This is a genomic window from Enterobacter sp. R-25, assembly GCF_049913205.1.
Lineage (GTDB): Bacteria > Pseudomonadota > Gammaproteobacteria > Enterobacterales > Enterobacteriaceae > Enterobacter > Enterobacter ludwigii.
Window position 1 is genome coordinate 3,142,703 of record NZ_CP183982.1, and the last position, 22,325, is coordinate 3,165,027.

General features: G+C 56.3%; 20 protein-coding genes. 6 read left to right on the forward strand and 14 right to left on the reverse strand.

Translation table 11 applies throughout. The annotated features are described in order from the left end of the window. Positions 1 to 80: 80 nt before the first annotated feature. Complete coding sequence (gene apbC, locus ACN9MQ_RS15025; protein ID WP_020883218.1) at positions 81 to 1,190, reverse strand: iron-sulfur cluster carrier protein ApbC; 1,110 nt, start codon at positions 1,188 to 1,190, stop codon at positions 81 to 83. A gap of 137 nt (positions 1,191 to 1,327) precedes the next feature. On the opposite strand from apbC, the gene metG reads away from it, so the two are divergent. Beyond that, complete coding sequence (gene metG, locus ACN9MQ_RS15030; protein WP_020883217.1) at positions 1,328 to 3,361, forward strand: methionine--tRNA ligase; 2,034 nt, start codon at positions 1,328 to 1,330, stop codon at positions 3,359 to 3,361. A gap of 64 nt (positions 3,362 to 3,425) precedes the next feature. Here the strand turns inward: metG and ACN9MQ_RS15035 are convergent, their stop codons facing one another. From ACN9MQ_RS15035 to ACN9MQ_RS15045, 3 genes are read right to left on the reverse strand one after another with little or no spacing between them, the layout of a single operon-like run. Further along, positions 3,426 to 3,896 carry a DUF1456 family protein gene (locus tag ACN9MQ_RS15035; protein ID WP_014170878.1) on the reverse strand — a complete coding sequence of 157 codons (471 nt, stop codon included), beginning with the start codon at positions 3,894 to 3,896 and terminating at the stop codon, positions 3,426 to 3,428. A 52-nt stretch (positions 3,897 to 3,948) separates the two neighbouring features. Further along, on the reverse strand, positions 3,949 to 4,668 hold the full coding sequence (btsR, locus tag ACN9MQ_RS15040; RefSeq protein ID WP_020883216.1) for a two-component system response regulator BtsR: 720 nt from the start codon (positions 4,666 to 4,668) through the stop codon (positions 3,949 to 3,951). After that, positions 4,662 to 6,347: a sensor histidine kinase gene (locus ACN9MQ_RS15045; protein WP_025203652.1), complete on the reverse strand. Its 1,686-nt coding sequence runs from the start codon at positions 6,345 to 6,347 to the stop codon at positions 4,662 to 4,664. The genes btsR and ACN9MQ_RS15045 overlap by 7 nt, the downstream gene beginning before the upstream one ends. Positions 6,348 to 6,564: 217 nt before the next feature. On the opposite strand from ACN9MQ_RS15045, the gene mlrA reads away from it, so the two are divergent. Together mlrA and ACN9MQ_RS15055 are read left to right on the forward strand one after the other, a co-directional pair. Continuing rightward, complete coding sequence (gene mlrA, locus ACN9MQ_RS15050) at positions 6,565 to 7,305, forward strand: HTH-type transcriptional regulator MlrA (protein ID WP_020883214.1); 741 nt, start codon at positions 6,565 to 6,567, stop codon at positions 7,303 to 7,305. Positions 7,306 to 7,374: 69 nt separating this feature from the next. Then, complete coding sequence (locus tag ACN9MQ_RS15055) at positions 7,375 to 7,488, forward strand: protein YohO (RefSeq protein WP_010433613.1); 114 nt, start codon at positions 7,375 to 7,377, stop codon at positions 7,486 to 7,488. Here the strand turns inward: ACN9MQ_RS15055 and ACN9MQ_RS15060 are convergent. The 5 genes from ACN9MQ_RS15060 to bglX all read right to left on the reverse strand — a co-directional run bounded on the left by ACN9MQ_RS15060 (position 7,463) and on the right by bglX (position 13,658). Beyond that, positions 7,463 to 8,200: an ABC transporter permease gene (locus ACN9MQ_RS15060; RefSeq protein ID WP_025203651.1), complete on the reverse strand. Its 738-nt coding sequence runs from the start codon at positions 8,198 to 8,200 to the stop codon at positions 7,463 to 7,465. The two genes, ACN9MQ_RS15055 and ACN9MQ_RS15060, sit on opposite strands and share 26 nt — an antisense overlap. Then, positions 8,184 to 9,134, reverse strand: a complete 951-nt coding sequence (locus tag ACN9MQ_RS15065) for an ABC transporter ATP-binding protein (RefSeq protein ID WP_049022979.1) — start codon at positions 9,132 to 9,134, stop codon at positions 8,184 to 8,186. Before ACN9MQ_RS15065 ends, ACN9MQ_RS15060 begins: the two co-directional genes overlap by 17 nt. Continuing rightward, a complete protein-coding gene (locus tag ACN9MQ_RS15070) occupies positions 9,127 to 10,284 on the reverse strand; it encodes an ABC transporter permease (RefSeq protein WP_426262647.1) in 1,158 nt (385 codons plus the stop codon). The genes ACN9MQ_RS15065 and ACN9MQ_RS15070 overlap by 8 nt, the downstream gene beginning before the upstream one ends. A gap of 12 nt (positions 10,285 to 10,296) precedes the next feature. Continuing rightward, positions 10,297 to 11,214, reverse strand: a complete 918-nt coding sequence (gene osmF / locus ACN9MQ_RS15075; RefSeq protein WP_014170886.1) for a glycine betaine ABC transporter substrate-binding protein OsmF — start codon at positions 11,212 to 11,214, stop codon at positions 10,297 to 10,299. 146 nt (positions 11,215 to 11,360) lie between these two features. Then, positions 11,361 to 13,658 (reverse strand): beta-glucosidase BglX, encoded by a 2,298-nt coding sequence (gene bglX, locus ACN9MQ_RS15080; RefSeq protein WP_020883210.1) that lies wholly within the window; start codon positions 13,656 to 13,658, stop codon positions 11,361 to 11,363. A 189-nt stretch (positions 13,659 to 13,847) separates the two neighbouring features. Between bglX and dld the strand changes: the two genes are divergently transcribed. Together dld and ACN9MQ_RS15090 are read left to right on the forward strand one after the other, a co-directional pair. After that, positions 13,848 to 15,596, forward strand: coding sequence for a D-lactate dehydrogenase (dld, locus tag ACN9MQ_RS15085; protein WP_020883209.1), 1,749 nt, complete (start codon positions 13,848 to 13,850; stop codon positions 15,594 to 15,596). A gap of 111 nt (positions 15,597 to 15,707) precedes the next feature. Further along, positions 15,708 to 16,262 carry a GNAT family N-acetyltransferase gene (locus ACN9MQ_RS15090; protein WP_020883208.1) on the forward strand — a complete coding sequence of 185 codons (555 nt, stop codon included), beginning with the start codon at positions 15,708 to 15,710 and terminating at the stop codon, positions 16,260 to 16,262. A gap of 66 nt (positions 16,263 to 16,328) precedes the next feature. Here the strand turns inward: ACN9MQ_RS15090 and pbpG are convergent, their stop codons facing one another. Beyond that, positions 16,329 to 17,252, reverse strand: coding sequence for a D-alanyl-D-alanine endopeptidase (gene pbpG, locus ACN9MQ_RS15095; protein ID WP_014170890.1), 924 nt, complete (start codon positions 17,250 to 17,252; stop codon positions 16,329 to 16,331). 167 nt (positions 17,253 to 17,419) lie between these two features. Next, positions 17,420 to 18,007 (reverse strand): Yip1 family protein, encoded by a 588-nt coding sequence (locus tag ACN9MQ_RS15100; protein ID WP_014170891.1) that lies wholly within the window; start codon positions 18,005 to 18,007, stop codon positions 17,420 to 17,422. Positions 18,008 to 18,164: 157 nt separating this feature from the next. Between ACN9MQ_RS15100 and ACN9MQ_RS15105 the strand changes: the two genes are divergently transcribed. Next, positions 18,165 to 18,737, forward strand: a complete 573-nt coding sequence (locus tag ACN9MQ_RS15105) for a DedA family protein (protein ID WP_020883206.1) — start codon at positions 18,165 to 18,167, stop codon at positions 18,735 to 18,737. A 42-nt stretch (positions 18,738 to 18,779) separates the two neighbouring features. Here the strand turns inward: ACN9MQ_RS15105 and ACN9MQ_RS15110 are convergent, their stop codons facing one another. The 3 genes from ACN9MQ_RS15110 to dusC form a co-directional block, all read right to left on the reverse strand. Beyond that, entirely contained in the window at positions 18,780 to 19,544 is a 765-nt protein-coding gene (locus ACN9MQ_RS15110; protein WP_020883205.1) for an SDR family oxidoreductase, read from the reverse strand. A gap of 50 nt (positions 19,545 to 19,594) precedes the next feature. After that, entirely contained in the window at positions 19,595 to 21,004 is a 1,410-nt protein-coding gene (gene mdtQ, locus ACN9MQ_RS15115; protein ID WP_041162776.1) for a multidrug resistance outer membrane protein MdtQ, read from the reverse strand. Between the two features lie 321 nt (positions 21,005 to 21,325). Then, the gene (gene dusC, locus ACN9MQ_RS15120) at positions 21,326 to 22,258 is read right to left on the reverse strand and encodes a tRNA dihydrouridine(16) synthase DusC (RefSeq protein WP_426021378.1); all 933 of its coding nucleotides are present in this window, start codon (positions 22,256 to 22,258) and stop codon (positions 21,326 to 21,328) included. Positions 22,259 to 22,325: the final 67 nt, after the last annotated feature.

The window sequence follows — 22,325 nt, forward strand, 5'->3', positions numbered from 1 at the left end:
TCGCTGAGCCGGCCTACAACACGTTATCTCCGTAGGCCGGGTCAGGCGTAAACGCCGCCCGGCAATTCAGACTAAAGCACTCACACCGCGCGAAACGCAATTTCACTCGGGATGACTTCGCCCTGCCAGTAAAGCTGCGCCGCAACGCGCCCCGCCAGCTGTCGATACATCTCTGCAAATTCGCTGTCCGGACGGCTGACAACCGTCGGCTTCCCGCTGTCCAGATCTTCACGCAGCGAGATGTGCAGCGGCATCTGCCCAAGCAGCTGGGTGTGATACTGCGCAGCCAGTTTTTCTGCCCCACCGGTGCCAAAGATAGGCTCATGGTGTCCGCAGTTGCTGCAGATATGCATGCTCATGTTCTCGACAATACCCAGCACCGGCACGTCCACTTTCTCGAACATCACGATGCCTTTTTTGGCGTCGATCAGCGCAATGTCCTGCGGGGTGGTCACCACGACCGCTCCCGTGACCGGAATGTTTTGCGCCAGTGTCAGCTGAATGTCACCGGTGCCCGGCGGCATATCCAGCACCAGATAATCCAGATCGGGCCACATTGTCTCCTGCAGCATCTGCATCAGCGCTTTGCTGGCCATCGGACCACGCCACACCATGGCGTTATCGTCTGTCACCAGATAACCAATGGAGTTGGTTGCCAGACCGTGGGCCATGATCGGCGCCATGTGCGTGCCATCCGGCGAGGTTGGGCGCTGGTTTTCCGCACCCAGCATGTTAGGCACAGACGGTCCGTAAATATCGGCGTCCAGAATACCGACCTTCGCCCCTTCGGCTGCCAGCGCGAGCGCCAGGTTTACCGCCGTGGAGGATTTACCCACCCCACCCTTGCCTGAACTGACGGCAATGATGTTTTTCACGCCGTTAACGCCCGGGTGGTTTTTCACACGCTTGAGGGTGGCGATGCTGTGGGTCAGCTTCCAGTCAATGGCTTTCGCGCCGGTAATGCGCAACAGCTCAGAGCTGGTTTGCTCTTTCAGCGCGTCAAACGCGCTGGTCCAGACGAAGGGCATCTGCAGCTCGATGTGCAGCGTATCGTCCAGCCATGCGACATGGTGTAACGCTTTCAGCGTGGTGAGATTGTGCTTCAGGGTTGGATGCTGAAAGTTAGCCAGCGTCCCGGCGACCATTGCTCTTAAGGCTTCCGGTGATTTGGCCTGGGATTGAGAACTCATCCCGACTCCTTTGTTCTTGTGAATAAGACCTTAGATGAACAAGTTTACCTGAAAGGCCGTGGTTTGTGCTTACTTAATAATGCCCCTTTTGGTAATATCAAAAACCCTTTTCACAGTTAAAAGAAGTAATGCCTACTATGACTCAAGTCGCGAAGAAAATTCTGGTAACGTGCGCACTGCCGTACGCCAACGGCTCAATCCACCTCGGCCACATGCTGGAGCATATCCAGGCTGATGTCTGGGTCCGTTACCAGCGAATGCGCGGCCACGAGGTTAACTTCATCTGTGCGGACGATGCCCACGGCACGCCGATCATGCTGAAAGCGCAGCAGTTGGGGATCTCCCCAGAGCAGATGATTGCCGAAATGAGTCAGGAGCATCAGACCGATTTTGCGGGCTTTGACATCAGCTATGACAACTATCACTCCACGCACAGCGACGAAAACCGTGAGCTGTCGGAGCTGATCTACTCTCGCCTGAAAGAGAACGGTTTTATTAAAAACCGCACCATCTCTCAGCTGTACGATCCGGAAAAAGGAATGTTCCTGCCGGACCGCTTTGTCAAAGGTACCTGCCCGAAATGTAAATCACCGGATCAGTATGGCGATAACTGCGAAGTGTGCGGCGCAACCTACAGCCCGACCGAGCTTATCGATCCGAAATCTGTTGTTTCGGGTGCCACACCGGTAATGCGTGATTCCGAGCACTTCTTCTTCGACCTGCCGTCCTTCAGCGAAATGCTGCAGGCGTGGACCCGCAGCGGCGCGCTGCAGGAGCAGGTCGCGAATAAAATGCAGGAGTGGTTCGAATCCGGTCTGCAGCAGTGGGATATCTCCCGCGATGCACCGTACTTCGGTTTCGAAATTCCGAACGCACCGGGTAAATACTTCTACGTCTGGCTGGATGCGCCAATCGGGTACATGGGCTCCTTCAAGAACCTGTGCGACAAGCGCGGCGACACCGTCAGCTTTGACGAATACTGGAAGAAAGATTCCGACGCCGAGCTGTATCACTTTATCGGCAAAGACATTGTTTACTTCCACAGCCTGTTCTGGCCGGCGATGCTGGAAGGCAGTAACTTCCGTAAACCAACCAACCTGTTTGTGCACGGCTATGTGACGGTCAACGGCGCGAAGATGTCCAAATCTCGCGGTACGTTCATCAAAGCCAGCACCTGGCTGAACCACTTCGACGCGGACAGCCTGCGTTATTACTACACGGCGAAGCTCTCTTCCCGCATCGACGATATCGACCTGAACCTGGAAGATTTCGTGCAGCGCGTGAACGCCGACATCGTCAACAAAGTCGTCAACCTGGCTTCCCGTAACGCGGGCTTTATCGCCAAGCGTTTCGACGGCGTGCTGTCTGCCGAACTGGCCGATCCTGAGCTGTACAAAACCTTCACCGACGCCGCCGCGGCGGTTGGCGAAGCCTGGGAAAGCCGTGAGTTCGGTAAAGCGATTCGTGAAATCATGGCGCTGGCTGACGTGGCTAACCGCTACGTTGACGAGCAGGCACCGTGGGTTGTCGCGAAACAGGAAGGCCGTGACGCCGACCTGCAGGCGATCTGCACCATGGGCCTGAACATGTTCCGCGTGCTGATGACCTGGCTGAAGCCGGTACTGCCACAGCTGGCCTCCCGCGCTGAAGCGTTCCTCAACACCGAGCTGACCTGGGATGCTATCCAGCAGCCGCTGCTCGGTCACAAGGTGAATACCTTCAAGGCGCTGTACAACCGCATCGAGATGAAGCAGGTAGAATCCCTGGTGGAAGCGTCTAAAGAAGAGGTGAAGGCTGCCGCTGCGCCGGTGACTGGCCCGCTGGCAGACGATCCGATTCAGGAGACCATTACCTTTGATGATTTCGCCAAAGTCGATCTGCGTGTCGCGCTGATTGAAAACGCGGAATTTGTCGAAGGCTCGGACAAACTGCTGCGCCTGACGCTGGATCTGGGCGGTGAGAAGCGTAACGTCTTCTCCGGAATCCGTTCTGCCTATCCTGATCCGCAGGTGCTGATTGGTCGTCAGACCGTGATGGTCGCCAACCTGGCACCGCGCAAAATGCGCTTCGGCATCTCGGAAGGCATGGTGATGGCGGCAGGTCCTGGCGGGAAAGATATCTTCCTGTTAAGCCCTGATGAAGGCGCCAAACCAGGTCAGCAGGTGAAATAATAAAAAAGCCGGAGATAATCTCCGGCTTTTTTTTGCCTCTTCATCCTTCACGCCCTGGTACCACTCACGGCTTAGCGTGATGCACCCGGTGAGTCAGTCCGCGTAAAAAATAACGCAAAAACTGGTCGCCGCACTCGCGGTAGTTCTTATGGTCCGGCGCACGCATCATGGCGGTGATCTCCGGCATCGACACGCGGTGCTTCTGCTCTGTCATAATCGCCAGAATGTCGTCTGTTTTCAGTGAAAACGCGATACGCAGCTTTTTCAGCACCGTGTTGTTATTCACCCGACGCTCAAGCGCCAGTTCTGGTGCTGAGTCATCTTTCCCGCGCTTGTCGTAGATGAGGCCGTTCAGGAAGCCAGACAGGATAATGTCAGGGCAGCGAACAAACCCCTCTTCATCCTCTTTTGTCATCCAGGTGTCGAAACCGGCAGAGGTGGACTCCATGCCAGCAAGCGCAAGAATGCGCACCATATCATTATTGTTTGCTTTCAGGGTGTAGCGCAGGCTACGGAGAATATCATTACTGAGCATGGGTGCCTTTAACTTAACTGTCGATGATGCAATGGGGCGCAGTGTACCAGTTTTACAGGCCGATCGCCTCTTTCAAACTCTTAAGGTAGCGGCGACTGACGGGGACGGTTTGCCCGGCACGCAGCACCAGCTCTGCCTGTCCGTTGTCTTCCAGCCGGATCTCTTTCAGGTGCGCCATGTTCACCAGATACTGGCGATGGCAACGAACGAGCGGCGTTCGGCTCTCCAGCGTCCGCAGCGTCAGCTCGGTAAAGCCTTCGTTCCCCTCCGCGCTGGTAACAAATACGCCGCTCAAACGGCTGCTGACAAACGCCACATCGTCCATCTGCAGAAGGTAAATCCGACTGTGGCCGGTGCAGGGGATAAATTTCAGCGGCTGCTGGTTTTCCGGCAACAGCGTGACATCCTGCACGGTGCGCTCCTGGCGCAAACGGCTGAGGGTCTTTTCAAGACGCTTCTCTTCAATCGGTTTCAGTAAATAATCGAATGCGTGCTCCTCAAAGGCTTTGACGGCGTACTCATCGAAGGCGGTCAAAAACACAATGTAGGGGCGATGCTCCGGGTCGAGCATTCCGACCATCTCCAGTCCGCTAATTCGGGGCATCTGAATGTCGAGGAACAGCACGTCCGGGCGCAGTTTGTGCACGGCGCCAATGGCCTCAATGGCGTTTGCGCACTCCCCCACAATCTCAATGTCAGGCTGCTCCTGCAACAGAACGCGCAGGTTTTCCCGTGCTAACGGCTCATCATCCACAATCAGCACTCTTAGCATGCGTTTTCCTCCAGCGGCAGTCGTAACGTAATACGGGTGAATCGGTCGGGCTCACAGGCAACGGTAATGCCACAGTCATCACCAAAGTGCGCGCGCAGGCGTTTATCCACCAGGCTCATCCCTAATCCGCCTGAGGTGGAAGGCACGTAAAGCCCGGCGTTATCTTCAATATCCAGCACCAGATGATGGTTAAAGCGGCTGGCGGAAATGGTGATCTCCCCAATCCCCAACAGCTGTGACGTACCGTGTTTAATGGCGTTTTCCACAATAGGCTGCAGGGTAAAGGCCGGAAGATGCTGATACGCCAGCTCATCCGGGACGGATAACGACACCTGCAGACGAGTCTGGAAGCGGGCCTGCTCAATCTGCAGGTAGGCATTAACATGTTCTATTTCATCGGCCAGGGTCACAATCTCGGACGGACGTTTAAGGTTTTTGCGGAAAAACGTCGACAGGAACTGAACCAGCTGCGCGGCCTGATCGCTGTCGCGGCGGATCACCGCTTTGAGCGTATTAAGCGCATTGAACAGGAAATGCGGATTCACCTGAGCGTGCAGGAGTTTAATTTCGGATTGCGTCAGCAACGCTTTCTGACGCTCATACTGCCCGGCGAGGATCTGCGCGGAGAGCAGCTGAGCGATGCCCTCTCCCAGCGTACGGTTGATAGAGCTGAACAGACGGTTTTTCGCTTCATAAAGCTTGATGGTGCCCATTACCCGCTGGTTTTCCCCGCGCAGCGGAATGACCAGCGTGGAGCCCAGTTTGCACTGCGGGTGCAGCGAACAGCGGTAAGGAACTTCGTTGCCGTCGGCATACACCACTTCGCCGGTTTCAATGGCGCGCAGCGTATAGGCGGAGGAGATCGGTTTCCCGGGCAGATGGTGGTCGTCGCCCGTGCCGGTAAAAGCCAGCAACCGTTCACGGTCGGTTATCGCCACCGCGCCGATATCCAGCTCCTTATAAAGCACCTGCGCCACCTTCATGCTGTTCTCTTCGTTAAAGCCCTGACGCAGGATCCCCTCCGTCGAAGCGGCGACCTTCAGGGCCGTCGCGGAAAACGCCGAGGTGTACTTCTCAAACATGGCGCGCTTGTCGAGCAGAATACGCATAAACAGCGCAGCACCCACGGTATTCGTCACCATCATCGGGGCAGCGATATTGCTCACCAGATGGAGCGCATCGTCAAACGGTCGGGCAATCAGCAAGATGATGGCCATTTGCGCCATTTCAGCGACAAAGGTGATCGCCCCGGCGGTGAGCGGGCTAAAGACTTTATCCGGACGACCGCGCTTAATCATATAGCTGTGAACCAGGCCGCCGAGCAGCCCTTCGACGATCGTTGAGATCATACAGCTCAGCGCCGTCATGCCGCCCATCGAATACCGATGCAGGCCACCGGTTAACCCGACCAGCCCACCGACCACAGGGCCGCCAAGCAGCCCGCCCATCACGGCACCGATGGCTCGCGTATTGGCAATGGAGTCTTCGATATGGAGACCAAAATAGGTTCCCATAATGCAGAAAATAGAGAAGGTCACGTAGCAGAGCAGCTTGTGCGGCAGGCGTACGGTAACTTGCATCAGCGGAATGAACAGACGCGTTTTACTCATCAACCAGGCGATGACAAGAAACACGCACATCTGCTGAAGCAACAGCAGCACCAGATTAAACTCGTACATACTCAAAACCGCACACCCTCAAAACGCGTAACATACACTGCTGGCGGTAAACTTTCTTTGAAGCGCGGCAAAAAAGCTGCAATTCGTGCCCGGCATCACACCTTTTGCCGAACCTAACGCCTGCTTCGCATTATTCGTGCAAAAAACAACCATTTCTTCCTGGTTCAGTAAACAGGGACTACAGTTAAGCTGGGGACGCGTAAGCCAGGGGGCGAATATGGCGCTTTACACAATCGGTGAAGTGGCACTCCTTTGTGATATCAATCCCGTCACGCTACGGGCATGGCAGCGACGGTATGGATTACTCAAACCGCAGAGAACGGACGGAGGCCATCGTCTCTTCAACGATGCCGATATCGACCGGATCCGCGAGATCAAAAGCTGGATCGATAACGGTGTGCAGGTTGGCAAAGTGAAATCCCTGCTCAGCCATGACGATCCTGACACGCAGCTTCTCTGGCGCGAACAACAGGAAACGTTGCTGCGCCTTCTGCAGGCGGGCAATCTGCAGCGACTGCGCGCATGGATAAAAGAGCAAGGGCGCGATTATCCTGCGCAAACGCTGATTACGCATCTTTTCATCCCGCTCCGTCGACGCCTGCAGTGTCAGCAGACCACCCTGCAGGCGCTGCTGAGTATGCTCGACGGCGTCCTGATCAACTATATTGCCGTCTGCCTTGCCTCGGCGAAGAACAAGCACGGAAAAGACGCGCTGGTGGTCGGCTGGAACGTGCACGATACTACTCGCCTGTGGCTGGAGGCCTGGATTGCCACCCAGAATGGCTGGCGCGTTGATGTCCTTGTGCACTCGCTGGCGCAATTTCGCCCTGAATTGTTCGACGGCCAGACCCTGCTGGTCTGGTGCGGGGAAGTGCCTTCCGCCTCACAGCAACAGCTGATGACGGAATGGCGTGAACATGGTTACCCGGTTTACTCGCTTGGTCCGGAAGAGCCGTAACGGCATTTAATGGTTCATTAACAGCTGCGCTTCACCGTATAATTGTTCCGTTAACAACAGGAGCACATGATGAAGGCAACCAAACTGGCCGTAATTACCCTTTTTGTTCTGATGGCCGTAAGCGGTATCGGCGGCGTGATGCTGGCCGGGTATTCGTTTATTGTTCGTGGCGGTGTCGGCTGAGATACTGCGCCAGACGCTCAAAAACGCGATCGACGACGATTGCCGCCAGCGCGACCAGCAACGCCCCCTGCACAATATAGGCCGTATTGAACCCGCTTAAGCCGATGATAATCGGCGTTCCCAGAGTGTTGGCCCCCACCGTCGAGGCAATGGTCGCCGTCCCGATATTGATGATCACCGACGTACGGATCCCCGCAAGGATGACCGGTGCCGCCAGGGGGAGTTCAACTTTGCGCAGCCGCTCTGCGCGACTCATCCCCATCCCTTCAGCGACGCTCAGTACCGACGCAGGTACCGCCGCAATACCGGCCAGCGTACCCTGCAGAATGGGCAACACACCGTATAAAATCAGCGCAATGATGGCCGGTTGCTGACCAAAACCCATCACCGGCACTGCAATCGCCAGCACCGCCACCGGCGGAAACGTCTGGCCAATCGCCGCAATGGTCTCCACCAGCGGGCGAAACTCCCGTCCCGCGGGGCGCGTGACCGCGATGCCCGCCCCCACGCCCAGTACAATAGCGATGGCACTTGAGAGCACCACCAGCCAGAGATGGGCCAGGGCAAGATTAATAAAACTCTCCTGCTGATACACCGGGCGCGGCAAGTCGGGGAAGAGCGTGCTAAACAGCGCCGCGCTGTGCGGCATCAGAAACAGCAAAGCGACAAAGAGCACGACCAGCCAGAGCAGCGGATCACGAAGTGCCTTCACGTGTCACCTCCCCTGCCAGCAGATCGCGAAAATGCAGGGTGCCACTTGGCGCGCCCCGGGCATCCGCAACGGGCAACACTTCACACTGACGGGCAACAAACGCCGAAAGCGCATCCCGCAAGCTCATCTGTTCCTGCAGAGGCTCGCCACGCACCGTCGCGTCCTGTCGACGCATATAGTCGCTGACCGTACGCAGCGAGAGCAGCCTGACGCCCAGCTCGCTGTGGCCAAAAAACTCACGCACAAAATCGTTTTTCGGCCAGGTCAGCAGCTCAAGCGGCGTCCCCTGCTGCACCACCTCACCATGGTCCATCAGCACCAGATGGTCGGCCAGACGCAGCGCCTCATCAATATCGTGCGTCACAAGAATGATTGTTCGCCCCAGAATGCGATGAATGCGGGTCATTTCCGCCTGCAGTGCGGCGCGCGTGACCGGATCCAGCGCGCCGAAGGGTTCATCCATCAGTAACACCTGCGGATTGGCCGCCAGCGCACGCGCCACGCCCACCCGCTGCTGCTGGCCTCCGGAAAGCTGGTGCGGGTAGCGGTCACGCAGCGCAGGTTCTAACCCGAGCAGAGACATCAGTTCATCAACCCGGTCGGCAGTTTTTGCCCGCGACCATTTCTCCAGCTGCAGCACGGTGGCGATGTTCTGCGCGACCGTCCAGTGCGGAAACAGGCCGATGGACTGGATGGCATACCCCATACGACGACGCAGTTCCAGCACAGGCAGGCTGCGGATCTCTTCTCCGGCAAAGCGGATCAGACCGCTGTCATGCTCAACCAGGCGGTTAATCATCTTCAGGGTGGTGGATTTTCCCGACCCCGATGTGCCAATCAGCACGGAAAATGCGCCCTCGGCAAAATTCAGGTTGAGATGGCTAGCCGCCGGACGACCCGCAAAGGTTTTACTGACATCGTGAAATTCAATCATTGGCTCTTCTCCTGAGCAGCGCAAGCCATAAGGCAAACAGCGCGTCGATGACAACCGCCAGCGCAATCGTGGGCACCACGCCCAATAACACCAGGTCCAGGGCGCTACTCAACAGCCCCTGGAAAACCAGCGCGCCAAAGCCGCCCGCGCCAATCAGCGCCGCAATCACCGCCATACCAACGGTTTGCACCGCCACCACCCGCAGGCTGCGCAGCAGCAGGGGCAAAGCCAGCGGCAGCTGGATCTTCCAGAAACATTGTCTCGCGCTCATCCCCATTGCATGGGCACTTTCCAGCACGTCCGGCGCGACCTGGCTCAGCCCGGCCACCACGCCGCGCACCAGCGGCAGCAGCGCATAGAGCACCAGCGCGATAAGGGCTGGCGTTAAACCGGTTCCGGCGATCCCCATCGTTCCCAGTACCGGGAACGACTTCACCAGCCCGGCCAGCGGAGCAATCAACAGGCCAAACAGAGCGACGGACGGGATGGTCTGAATTACATTCAGCACGGCAAACACCCCGCCCTGACGTGAAGGATGGCGATAGCACCACATACCCAGCGGTATGCCGAGCAGTAAGGCCGGGATCAGGGTACCGAAGAGGATCGTGAGGTGTTGCGCCAGGGCGTCATTAAACACCTCCTGACGGTTGGCGTACTCTTTTAACAGCGAGAGATTATTCAGCTCACCGCTAAACAGCAGCAGCAATGGAATACACCATATCTGGGCATTGAGTATCCAGCGCCAGACGGATGTTGAGATAAGACGGCGAATAGCATCGCTGCAGGCCAGCAGACACAGCGCCAGCCAGAGCCACAAACCGCTACCCACAGAGGTTCTTGCCAGCGGACTTTCCGCCGAGGTCATGTGCGTTGCTGCAAGCCCGCCTCCCCAGAATAAGGCGATAAACAGCCCTTCACAAAGAAACAACGTCAGCCACTGAGCCGTGCGTCCTTGCCAGAGCGACAACGCAACCCACGCGCCCAGCGCCGTCACCAGTAACCACGGCGTAAATGACCAGACCTGCCAGAGCGAGCGACTCTCCCCCGACATCAGGCGATTCGGGGCCACATTCACAAACGGTAACGCGACCGCCGCGATGGCCACACTGGCCAACAGCAGCAGTACGCGGTTATGACATTTTATTGGCACAGCCCTGTCCTGTTACTTCACAAGCCCTTGTTGTTTCAGGAAATCGGCGGCCACTTTTTTGGCATCCAGTCCCTCAACGGCAATGCTGGCATTCAGCTGTTGCAGCGTTTTTGCATCCAGCTTTTCGAAGACCGGTTTGAGCCATTCAGCAATATCCGGGTACGCTTTAAGTACCGCTTCCCGCACGACAGGTGCCGGGGCGTAAATCGGCTGTACGCCTTTTGGATCGGTTAAGGTTTGCAGGCCAAGCGCCGCGACCGGGCCGTCGGTGCCGTAAGCCATCGCCGCATTAACGCCCGACGTTTGCTGCGCAGCGGCTTTGATGGTCACCGCGGTATCACCGCCCGCCAGAGAGAGCAGCTGGGCCTGATCCAGTTTGAAATCATAGGCTTTTTCAAACGCCGGCAGCGCATCCGGACGCTCAATAAACTCAGCGGAAGCCGCAAGCTTAAAGTCACCCTTCTCTTTCAGGTAGCGACTCAAATCCGCAAGCGAGGTCAGCTTTCCTTTCTCCGCCACGTCCTTGCGCACCGCGATGGTCCAGGTATTGTTGGCCGGCGCCGGCGTCAGCCAGACCAGCTTATTTTGCTCAGCGTCGAGTTTTTTGACTTTTTCATACCCGGCTTTGGCATTTTTCCACGCCGGATCGTTTTCATCTTTGAAGAAGAACGCGCCGTTGCCGGTGTATTCCGGGTAGATATCCAGCTCGCCGGAGGTAATCGCGCCGCGTACCACAGGCGTGGTTCCCAGCTGGACTTTATTGACGGTTTTAACACCGTGGCTTTCCAGTACCTGCAGAATAATGTTACCGAGCAGCGCGCCTTCGGTATCTATCTTGGAACCCACTTTTACCGGTTCTGCCGCCTGTAATGGCAGACTCAGCGCCGCCAGTAACACCGCTGAACCCAACATCCCCTTTGCAATCGTCATTCCACTGTCCTCATTTTTTTGCTGCCTTTTTCAGAGGCTTGAGAGAAAAGCGTAGCTTAAAACGGCGGAATTAACCGTCAAAATGCCTTTTTAACATAAGGTAAGACGCATCCCCCGCAAAGCGGGGGATGCAAGGGAGGGAAACGTCAGAGCAGCTCGAACTCGCCTTTATTAACGCGGGCGGAATCGACCCCGATAAAGACGTTAAACTTGCCTGGCTCCGCATCATATTTCATCTGCTGGTTCCAGAACTTCAGCGCATCCACGTCGATGGGGAAGCTGATGGTTTTGGTTTCGCCCGGCTTCAGGTTGACCTTCTCGAAGCCACGCAGCTGTTTCACCGGACGGCTCATGGAGGCGGTCACATCCTGGACGTACATCTGAATGACCGTTGCCCCTTCGCGTTTACCGGTGTTGCTCACCTCGACGCTTGCGGTAACTTTGCCGTCACGCTTCAGGGTCGGCGCAGACATTTTGACGTCAGAAACCTTGAAGGTGGTGTAGCTCAGACCGTAACCAAACGGATACAGCGGGCCGTTCGCTTCATCGAAGTAACGGGAGGTGTACTTATTCGGTTTGTCGGCGTTGTACGGACGGCCGGTATTCAGGTGGCTGTAGTAAACCGGGATCTGCCCGACCGAGCGCGGGAAGGACATTGGCAGCTTGCCTGACGGGTTGTAATCGCCAAACAGCACGTCGGCAATCGCGTTACCGCCTTCAGTACCGGCAAACCAGGTTTCCAGGATCGCGTCGGCCTGCTGGTCTTCTTTAACCAGCGCCAGCGGACGACCGTTCATCAGCACCAGCACCAGCGGCTTGCCGGTCGCCTTCAGGGCGGCAATCAGATCGCGCTGGCTTTGCGGAATGGTGATGTCGGTACGGCTGGAGGCTTCATGCGCCATTCCCTGCGCTTCACCCACTACCGCAACAACCACGTCAGATTGCTTAGCGGTGTTCACCGCTTCATCAATCATCTCTTTCGGCGAACGCGGATCGACCTTCACCGCCTCTTCGTACTGATTGAGGAAGGTGACAATGTCTTTATCGTTGGTGACATTCGCCCCTTTGGCGTAGACCACTTTCGCGTTCTCACCCACGGCGTTCTTGATACCGGTCAGCACCGTGACGGACTGATCGGCCACCCCCGCTGCAGACCAGCTTCCCATCACGTCGCGCTTGCTGTCAGCCAGCGGGCCCACCACGGCAATGGTGCCGGATTTCTTCAGCGGCAGCGTGTCGAGGCGGTTTTTCAGCAGCACCAGACTTTCGCGTGCCACATCGCGGGCCTCTTTACGGTGCAGACGACTTTCCGCGTTGGTGTCCGCCGGGTCAGAATCTTTCGGCCCCAGGTGGCTGTACGGGTCGTTAAACAGCCCCATATCATATTTCACGTTCAGCACGTGGCGCGTGGCGTCATCCAGCTCCGCCATGGTCACCTTACCGCTCTTCACCAGCCCCGGCAGGTATTTGCTGTAGTACTCGTCGCTCATGCTCATGTTGATGCCGGACTTGAGCGCCACGCGTACCGCGTCTTCCGGATCGGAGGCGGTACCGTGCTTAATGAGCTCTTTAATGGCGCCGTGATCAGAGACGGTAATGCCCTTAAAGCCCCACTGGTCACGCAGAACGTCTTTCAGCAGCCACGAATCGGAGGTCGCCGGCGTGCCGTTGAGGGAGTTCAGCGCCACCATCACCGCGCCGCTGCCGGCATCCAGCCCCGCTTTGTACGGTGGCATGTAGTCGTTGAACAGCCGCTGCGAGCTCATATCCACGGTGTTGTACTCTTTACCCCCTTCAACGGCGCCATAGGCCGCAAAGTGTTTGACGCTGGTCATCACCGCGTAGCGATCTGCCGGGCTCTTACCCTGCATCGCTTCCACCATGGTTTTCCCCATCGTGGCTGTTAAATAGGTATCTTCACCGAACCCTTCTGAGCCGCGGCCCCAGCGCGGATCGCGGGAGACGTCCACCATCGGTGCCCAGGTCATATTCAGGCCATCATCCGCCGCTTCATAGGCGGAAACGCGCCCCACGGTTTTCACAGCATCAAGGTTAAAGGACGATGCCAGGCCAAGGCTAATAGGGAAGACGGTACGCTGACCGTGCACCACGTCATAGGCGAAGAACAGCGGAATTTTCAGGCGACTGAGTTCCATCACCTGATCCTGCATTTTGCGGATATCCGGGCGGGTGACGGTGTTAAAAATAGCCCCGACCTGCCCGTCTTTGATCATCTCGCGGATGGCCTCTTTCGGGTTATCCGGGCCGACGCTGATAAGACGCAACTGGCCAATTTTCTCATCGACCGTCATTTTCTTGAGCAATTCCGTGACAAACGCGTCCCGGGCTTCAGGCGTGAGCGGGTGATTGCCAAACAAATCCTCTGCCAGCGCAGGTTGCAGCGCCAGGCTGACGGCGACACCTACAGAACATAGCCATTTCATGTCGTTTTACTCTCTCATCAATAACCGCCGGAAGAACTCGGCCAGACCGTGCGAAAAGCGCAGTGTGCCACAAACCCTCAGAACGTTGCAGGGTTATTCTCTGATTTTTCTCATGAATACTCGACCGCTTAACAGTTAATCGCGCTATGCTTTACAGCGAGAAATTTGCCCCACCACAAGGAGTGGAAGATGTCTTCTGTTCGAACTCACGATAACACGACGTTTATTAACGAACTGTCGCGCCTGGTTGGCTCCTCTCACCTGCTTACCGACCCGGCAAAAACCGCCCGCTACCGTAAGGGCTTTCGTTCCGGTCAGGGCGAGGCGCTGGCGGTGGTATTTCCCGGCACGCTGCTTGAACTCTGGCGCGTCCTGAGCGCCTGCGTGGCCGCCGACAAAATTATTCTCATGCAGGCGGCTAACACCGGCCTGACTGAAGGCTCAACGCCGAACGGCAACGATTACGATCGTGACATCGTGATCATCAGCACCCTGCGTCTCGACAAATTGCATCTGCTGGATAAAGGCGAGCAGGTGCTCGCGTTCCCTGGCACGACGCTCTACTCCCTTGAAAAAGCGCTTAAGCCGCTGGGACGGGAACCGCATTCGGTCATTGGCTCATCCTGTATTGGCGCCTCCGTGATCGGCGGGATCTGCAATAACTCCGGCGGTTCGCTGGTGCAGCGCGGCCCGGCTTACACCGAGATGTCACTTTTTGCCCGTATCGACGAAAATGGCAAGCTGACCCTGGTCAACCATCTGGGCATTGATCTTGGCGTAACGCCGGAACAGATCCTGAGTAAGCTCGACGACGATCGGGTGAAAGATGAAGACGTCCAGCACGACGGTCGTCATGCTCACGACCACGATTACATCACCCGCGTGCGGGATATCGAAGCGGATACCCCGGCACGTTACAACGCCGACCCTGATCGCCTGTTTGAATCTTCGGGCTGTGCGGGCAAGCTGGCTGTTTTTGCCGTGCGCCTCGACACCTTCCCGGCCGAGAAAAAACAGCAGGTGTTCTACATCGGCACCAATCAGCCGGACGTGCTGACCGAGATCCGTCGTCATATTCTGGGCGAGTTCGCTCACCTGCCGGTGGCGGGCGAGTACATGCACCGTGATATTTACGACATCGCGGAACGCTACGGCAAAGATACGTTCCTGATGATCGACAAGCTCGGCACCGATAAAATGCCGTTCTTCTTCACCATGAAGGGCCGTACCGACGCGATGCTGGAAAAAGTGCCGCTCTTTAAACCCCACTTTACCGACCGCTTTATGCAGAAATTGGGCAACGTCTTCCCGTCACATCTGCCGGAGCGGATGAAAACCTGGCGCGATAAGTACGAGCATCACCTGCTGCTGAAAATGGCCGGGGACGGAATTGCCGAAGCGCAAACCTGGCTCAGTGAATTCTTCAAAACTGCCGAAGGCGATTTCTTTGCCTGTACCCCTGAAGAGGGCAGCAAAGCCTTCCTGCACCGTTTCGCCGCTGCGGGTGCCGCCATTCGTTATCAGGCGGTGCATTCAGACGAGGTGGAAGACATTCTGGCGCTGGATATCGCCCTTCGCCGCAACGATACCGAGTGGTTTGAACACCTGCCGCCGGAAATCGACAGCAAGCTGGTCCACAAGCTCTATTACGGCCACTTTATGTGCTACGTCTTCCACCAGGATTACATCGTTAAGAAAGGGGTGGATGCGCACGCGCTGAAAGAGCAGATGCTCGCGCTGCTGCACGCGCGAGGCGCACAATATCCTGCGGAACATAACGTGGGGCATCTTTATAAGGCTCCTGACGCACTTAAGCAGTTTTATCGCGAGAATGACCCCACAAACAGCATGAACCCCGGCATTGGTAAAACAACGCGGAATAAATACTGGAAAGAGAGTCCTGACGCGGAGCAGCCCGTGACGCAAGCGTCTGATTAATTCCCACAGCCAAATTTGAGAGATTGTTAAGCGCGCCTTAATCGTACTAGAGTAGCGTTCTGTCGCCGGAGAAACGTTTCTCCGGCATCTGTTACGAGGAGCAGGCACATCATGTCGGCTGTTGATATTTTATCCGAAACCGAAGTGGAAGTGCGCGATGCCCTTCCCGACGATGTGCATGCTATCGCCGCTATCTACGCCTGGCATGTGCTTCACGGGCGCGCATCCTTTGAAGAAGTTCCCCCCACCATTGATGAAATGCGTCAGCGAATGAAAAGCGTGGCCGAGAACGGCTTACCGTGGCTTGTCGCGCTGTATCGCGGCATCGTCGTAGGCTACTGCTACGCGACGCCTTACCGTCCGCGCCATGCCTATCGCTACACTCTGGAAGAGTCGATTTACGTGGATGCGAGTACTACCGGTCGTGGTTTTGGCTCCGTCCTGATGGATGCGCTGATCGCCCGCTGCGAGCAAGGTCCGTGGCGGCAGATGATTGCCGTTGTGGGGGATGGCAACAACAATGCCGGCTCGTTACGGTTGCATAAGAAATACGGCTTCGAAATCGTCGGTCAGTTACGCAGCGTCGGGTATAAGAAAGGTGACTGGCGGGATACGGTGATCATGCAGCGCTCACTCAATGACGGAGACTGGACGCTGCCGGAGTAAGGCGCAGCGAGGTCTGTTGCCCTCTCCCGCGGGAGAGGGCGAAAACACAGTCATCAGCAATCCGGCTCAGTCGTTCTGGGCGGTTGCCATCTGCTCTGCTTTCTGCTTTTTGTAGGTCAACGCCGCGGCCGGTACCGGCTGCACTTTCCCCGTCTCAATCCAGGTACGCAGTCGGCTTGCATCCGCGAAGTGGGTGTATTTACCAAAGGCATCCATCACCACCAGCGCCACCGGTTTACCGTTGAATACGGTACGCATCACCAGGCAGTGGCCCGCCGCGTTGGTAAACCCGGTTTTCGTTAACTGAATATTCCAGTTATCCCGGTACACCAGATGGTTAGTATTACGGAACGGCAGCGAATAGGCCGGGTTCGCAAAGGTCGCCATCTCTTCACGGGTCGTACTGAGCTGACCAATCAGCGGGTACTGTTTGCTGGCAATCAGCAGTTTTGTCAGGTCGCGGGCCGTGGAGACGTTGTGAATCGACAGGCCAGTCGGCTCGACGTAACGGGTATTGGTCATCCCCAGCGATTTGGCTTTTGCGTTCATCGCACGAATAAATGCGTCGTAGCCACCCGGATAGTGGTGGGCCAGGCTCGCCGCCGCGCGGTTTTCAGAAGACATCAGCGCCAACAGCAGCATGTTTTTACGGCTGATTTCGCTGTTCAGTCGCACGCGGGAGTAGATCCCTTTCATCTCCGGCGTATGGCTGATATCCACTTTCAGTTTTTCGTCCAGCGGCAGATGTGCATCAAGCACCACCATCGCGGTCATTAATTTGGTAATCGAGGCGATCGGGCGTACCAGATCCGGATGGCTGGCGTAAATCACCTTATTGGTGTTGAGATCAACAATCATCGCACTGCCGGAAGCGATTTGCGGCTGGGCAGCAGCGGTGGTCACGGCGGGCGTTTTGGCGATCGCTGGCGCGGCAGCGGACGCTCCCAGCAACAGGGCCAGGCTAAGTAAAGAGACTCGGAATTTCAGCATGGTGAGACTTCTGATAATTATTCACGCACGTTATGACGTACACCGCCTGTGTCGATGGAGAAACGCAGGCTGGCTTCGGCATCATAGCGGTCACCGGGCTTTGTCGCCAGAGGATAATCGTGAACAGATGCTGCATTGCTGGCATTTACGCCAGCAATGCAGTGAGCCTAGAAGAGACGGTATCCATAACCCCACAGAATAACCGTCAGAGCCAGTAGCGCTTCCAGCACCAGCACGCCGATGGCGAGCGTTGAACTGGAGAAGCTCAGGCCCTCTTCTTTATTGATATTGAGGAAGGTTGGTACCCCCAGATACAGCAGATAACCGGTGTAAAAGAGGGCAATAGTACCGATCAGCGCGCACAACCAGACCAGTGGATACAGCGCCACAATACCGCTTAAGAACAGCGGCGTCGCGACATACCCGGCGAAAACCATACAGTGTGCCAGCGATGGACGTTGCGGATAGTTACGCGCCATCCAGTGAATGACACGCCCCATGACAGCCACACCCGCCAGCATCAGGCCATAAAAGAGAATGGCCAGTGAAAGACCGGTAAACCAGGAAAGCTGAACCACGGTGCCATCACCAAAGTTCCAGCCGATTTGTGTTGTGCCAATAAACGCGCAAATTACAGGCACCGCTGCCATCAGCAGCACATGATGCGTGTAATGATGCGAGACCGTTTCGTTCTCCGTTTTGATGACATGCATTTCACGATCGGGATGGGAGAAAAGTCCCCAGACATGGTTCATAACGCCCCCTTGTTGTCGGCCCGTCAGCAATATCTTAAGTATAATGCAGGCCTGAGATTATTTTATGTACAGTGGGAAATTTCCGTTGATTGCCCCGTTATTGATTCATGGGGTATATGATTAACCGAGGCATAATAAGGGAGATGACATTGACGTAATGGATATCAACAGTCTTATTGAACACTATGGATACGCTGCACTGGTCGTTGGTAGCGTGGCGGAAGGAGAAACCATCACGCTGCTCGGCGGGGTGGCCGCGCATCAGGGGTTACTCAAATTCCCACTTGTTGTTGCCGCAGTCGCACTCGGCGGGATGATTGGCGATCAGCTGCTCTACTTTCTGGGACTGCGCTTTGGCCCCACGCTTTTGAAGCGCTTTTCAAAGCACCGCAAGAAAATTCACCGTGCCCAACGGCTTATCCAGCGTCACCCTTACCTGTTCGTGATTGGCACCCGTTTTATGTACGGCTTTCGGATTATCGGCCCAATACTGATTGGCGCCAGCCATTTACCGCCGAAAATTTTCCTGCCGCTGAACATTCTTGGCGCGATTGCCTGGGCCCTGATCTTTACCACGCTCGGTTATGTGGGTGGAGAAGTAATTGGTCCGTGGCTGCATAATGTTGACCAGCATCTGAAGCACTGGGCATGGGTTATCCTGATTGTCGTGGTGGTGATTGCGGTCCGGCTGTGGCTGAAGCATCGGGAAAAGACGCGGGATGAAGAGTAAGTGCAATGGCGCCCTCTCGCACAAAGAGAGGGCGAAAAGTTTCTACCCGGCGGGCTTAAATTGTGGATTCGCCAGCATAAAACCGCCGTCGACAATAAATGATTGCCCGGTAGCATAGCTGGCGTCACCGTCACACAGCCACGCCACCAGGCTGGCAATCTCTTTGGTATGCCCCGGCCGCGCGAGCGGGATCGCGGGCATCGAACCGGCCTTCACTTCACTGTCGTCCATATCATTCATTGGCGTGGCAATGGCTCCTGGCGCAACGGCATTCACCAGAATGTTATGCTCGACCAGCTCCAGCGCCATGGATTTGGTTAATCCGCCCAGGGCATGCTTGGCCGCCGTATACGCACTGGCATCCGGTAAAGGCGTGTGTTCATGCACCGAGGTAATGTTCACAATTCGCCCCCCCTCTCCCTGCTTCACCATCTGACGCGCAGCGATCTGTGAACAGAGAAACGCGCCATCCACGTCAACGGTAAAAATCCCCCGCCACTCCTCAAACGGCATGTCGAGAAACGGCGCTTTGGTCATCGCCCCGGCATTGTTGACCAGCACGTCCAGCCGACCAAAGCGCGTAATTAACGTTTCAATGGCCTGCGCCCCCTGCGGGAGAGTGCTTAAATCAAGCTGAACCGCCTCTGCACGCCGCCCCTTCGCCTCGACTTCGCGGCAGGTTTCCAGCGCACCTTTTTCGTCGGAATGCCAGGTGACGCCGATATCAAACCCTCGTTCAGCCAGCATCAGGGCCGTGGTTTTCCCAATCCCGGAATCCGATGCGGTAACAATCGCGACTTTGGTCATACTCACCTCCAGAAAAGCTGCAAAGAGGTAAGTATAGATAATCGCGCTTTTTAGCCCTGATGATAGCCGCCACCCAGCGCCGAGGTCAGCTGCAGCGTGGCGTCAACGTACTGGCCTTTGAGCATCACCCCGGTGAGCTGCTCCCTGAGGGCCGGTATTCTGGCCTCACTCACGCGGGAGCCGGCGATAATGCCGGCGCGAAAGCGGGCCTGAGCCAGTGCAACAACGCGGGCAGCCTCTTTTTCGACACGCTGCTGGTGCTGGTTTTTGGCGGTCAGTGTTTCGACTTCGCTGGCCGTGCGCGCCACCTGATTCACCGCATCCACCACCGCTTTGTTATAACGCACGACGGAGAGATTGTTCTGCGCCTGGGCAATATCCAGCTCGGCGTTTAGCCTGCCGCTGTCGAAAATGGGCAGCGTCAGACCGGCGGTGACGCCCATCTGCTGCGCAGAAGAGCGGAACAAATCGCTCAGGTGCAGGGCATCCTGCTGTAAGAAAGCCATCAGATTCACATCGGGATAGAAGGCTGCTCTGGCGGCCTCAACATCACTCATGGAGGCCTCGATATACCAGCGAGCCTCCTGCAAATCCGGTCGACGTGCCAGCAGTTCATACCCCAGCGTGGCCGGGAGCGAGGCTTCTACTGTGGGTAAGGCGTGGCGTGTAAGCGTCACTGAGGAGGTGTTCGTCAGGGCGCTCAGACGCGCCTCAACGGCTTTCATTTTTCCGTTCACCTCTGCCAGCTGCTCGTCAGTTTTGCTGGCGTTGATGTCGGTCTCGACGCCCTCAACGGAAGAGGTGATCCCATGCTGATACAGTTCGCGGTCGGCTGCAATAATCGTGTCCTGCTGGTGTTTAATCTCCGTGAGGACATCCCCCACCGCGGCCTGGGTTTGCCACGCCCAGTAAAGACGTGCGACGCTGCTGGCAAGCAGTTGCCGGGTTTGCTCAAGCTCCGCTTTTTGCGCGTTTACCCGGCCAATTCGGGCTTCAACCCGTGCACGATTTTTCCCCCACAAATCGAGATCCCAGCCCGCGCTCAGACCAAAAGTACCGTTGGTGTACCACGGCCCGGTGGTTCCCGCCGCCGGATCGGTTATCGCAAAGGGCCCCATCAGCCCCTCGGCCGACATTTTTTGCCGTTCAGCATCCGCTGAGAAATCAATTTCCGGCCCTCCGGCGGCCAGGGTGGCTTTTGCCTGCGCTTCCGCCAGCGTGATGCGCTGACGGGCAATTTGCATATCCGGCGCATCGTTCAGCGCCTTCGCAATCAGCGAATTGAGTTCAGGATCGTTATACGTTTTCCACCATGCATCTTTCGGCCACGCGGTATGGCTCAGCGTAGTATTCACCGCAGCCGTTGTTGATTGCATATTTACAGGGGAAACCGAGGCATGTTCCGGCGCGCAGGCCACCAGAATAAAAACCAGGGGAATACTCAGAGATAAAGGTTTCATTACGCCATTCACGCGAAAAATAAAGGCGCAACTTACGCCAGACGTCGCTCTTTTTTTTAGTAACGCGTGGCAACCCGCAATTTGTCATACATTTTCATATTCGGAAAATTATTCATCATAAGAATTAATTAAATGAGTGAATTCATCTTCATTATAAATTCACTGCTACACTTACTTTCGACAAACAGACGCAGGAGAAGCGAATGAAAATATTACTGTGGGTTATTTTAATTATATTTCTGATAGGGCTGCTGGTGGTGACCGGTGTATTCAAGATGATTTTCTGATTTCATTGCCCGGCTCAGCGCCGGGCAAATTCCGTTACCTGGACTGAATCACCCGTGCAATATCAGCGGAAGTCTGCAGCGTGCGGATCTCCTGAAATAACCCCAGTGCTTCACTGTACTCTTTGCGTAAATAACTGAGCCACTGCTTAATTCGCGCGACGTGATATAACCCGGTATCACCCTGTTTTTCGAGGCGACTGTATTTTTTCAGCAGCGTGACCACATCAGCCCACGGCATACGTGGTTCGTTATATTTAATCACCCGGCTGAGGTTTGGTACGTTAAGCGCGCCGCGGCCAATCATCACCGCATCGCAGCCAGTCTCTTTCAGGCACGCCTGCGCGCTTTCGTAATCCCAGATTTCCCCGTTGGCAATAACGGGAATGGTGAGTCTTTTGCGGATCTCGCCAATCGCCTGCCAGTTAATACGTTCGGCTTTATAGCCATCTTCTTTGGTGCGGCCATGCACCACCAGCTCAGTGGCCCCGGCCTGCTGCACGGCATCGGCAATCTCAAATTGCCGCGCGTCGCTGTCCCATCCCAGACGCACCTTTACCGTCACCGGCAGATGCGACGGTACAGCCTCACGCATGCCTTTTGCGCCACGGTAAATCAGCTCCGGATCTTTCAGCAAGGTGGCGCCGCCGCCGCTGCCATTCACCAGTTTTGATGGGCAACCGCAGTTGAGATCAACCCCAAAGGAACCAAGCTCTACGGCACGAGCCGCGTTCTCCGCCAGCCATTCGGGATACTGACCCAATAGCTGAATGCGCACCAGCGTGCCGGAAGAGGTGCGGCTCTGATGATGCAGTTCCGGGCAAAGGCGATAGAATGATTTTACTGGCAACAGCATATCGACCACGCGCAAAAACTCCGTCACGCAGAGATCGTAGTCGTTCACCTCGGTCAGAAGCTCGCGCACGAGGGAGTCGAGCACGCCTTCCATTGGGGCCAGTAAAACACGCATAGCAGTACCTGTGAAAAAAGACGCGCTATAGTAGCCGCTCTCCCGGCATGAGGAAAGCCCGGCGGTT

Excerpts from the sequence above, each read along its gene's own strand:
- apbC (WP_020883218.1), bottom strand. The coding sequence starts at position 1,190 with ATGAGTTCTCAATCCCAGGCCAAATCACCGGAAGCCTTAAGAGCAATG.
- metG (WP_020883217.1), top strand. The coding sequence starts at position 1,328 with ATGACTCAAGTCGCGAAGAAAATTCTGGTAACGTGCGCACTGCCGTAC.
- ACN9MQ_RS15035 (WP_014170878.1), bottom strand. The coding sequence starts at position 3,896 with ATGCTCAGTAATGATATTCTCCGTAGCCTGCGCTACACCCTGAAAGCA.
- btsR (WP_020883216.1), bottom strand. The coding sequence starts at position 4,668 with ATGCTAAGAGTGCTGATTGTGGATGATGAGCCGTTAGCACGGGAAAAC.
- ACN9MQ_RS15045 (WP_025203652.1), bottom strand. The coding sequence starts at position 6,347 with ATGTACGAGTTTAATCTGGTGCTGCTGTTGCTTCAGCAGATGTGCGTG.
- mlrA (WP_020883214.1), top strand. The coding sequence starts at position 6,565 with ATGGCGCTTTACACAATCGGTGAAGTGGCACTCCTTTGTGATATCAAT.
- ACN9MQ_RS15055 (WP_010433613.1), top strand. The coding sequence starts at position 7,375 with ATGAAGGCAACCAAACTGGCCGTAATTACCCTTTTTGTTCTGATGGCC.
- ACN9MQ_RS15065 (WP_049022979.1), bottom strand. The coding sequence starts at position 9,134 with ATGATTGAATTTCACGATGTCAGTAAAACCTTTGCGGGTCGTCCGGCG.
- osmF (WP_014170886.1), bottom strand. The coding sequence starts at position 11,214 with ATGACGATTGCAAAGGGGATGTTGGGTTCAGCGGTGTTACTGGCGGCG.
- bglX (WP_020883210.1), bottom strand. The coding sequence starts at position 13,658 with ATGAAATGGCTATGTTCTGTAGGTGTCGCCGTCAGCCTGGCGCTGCAA.
- dld (WP_020883209.1), top strand. The coding sequence starts at position 13,848 with ATGTCTTCTGTTCGAACTCACGATAACACGACGTTTATTAACGAACTG.
- ACN9MQ_RS15090 (WP_020883208.1), top strand. The coding sequence starts at position 15,708 with ATGTCGGCTGTTGATATTTTATCCGAAACCGAAGTGGAAGTGCGCGAT.
- pbpG (WP_014170890.1), bottom strand. The coding sequence starts at position 17,252 with ATGCTGAAATTCCGAGTCTCTTTACTTAGCCTGGCCCTGTTGCTGGGA.
- ACN9MQ_RS15100 (WP_014170891.1), bottom strand. The coding sequence starts at position 18,007 with ATGAACCATGTCTGGGGACTTTTCTCCCATCCCGATCGTGAAATGCAT.
- ACN9MQ_RS15105 (WP_020883206.1), top strand. The coding sequence starts at position 18,165 with ATGGATATCAACAGTCTTATTGAACACTATGGATACGCTGCACTGGTC.
- ACN9MQ_RS15110 (WP_020883205.1), bottom strand. The coding sequence starts at position 19,544 with ATGACCAAAGTCGCGATTGTTACCGCATCGGATTCCGGGATTGGGAAA.
- mdtQ (WP_041162776.1), bottom strand. The coding sequence starts at position 21,004 with ATGAAACCTTTATCTCTGAGTATTCCCCTGGTTTTTATTCTGGTGGCC.
- dusC (WP_426021378.1), bottom strand. The coding sequence starts at position 22,258 with ATGCGTGTTTTACTGGCCCCAATGGAAGGCGTGCTCGACTCCCTCGTG.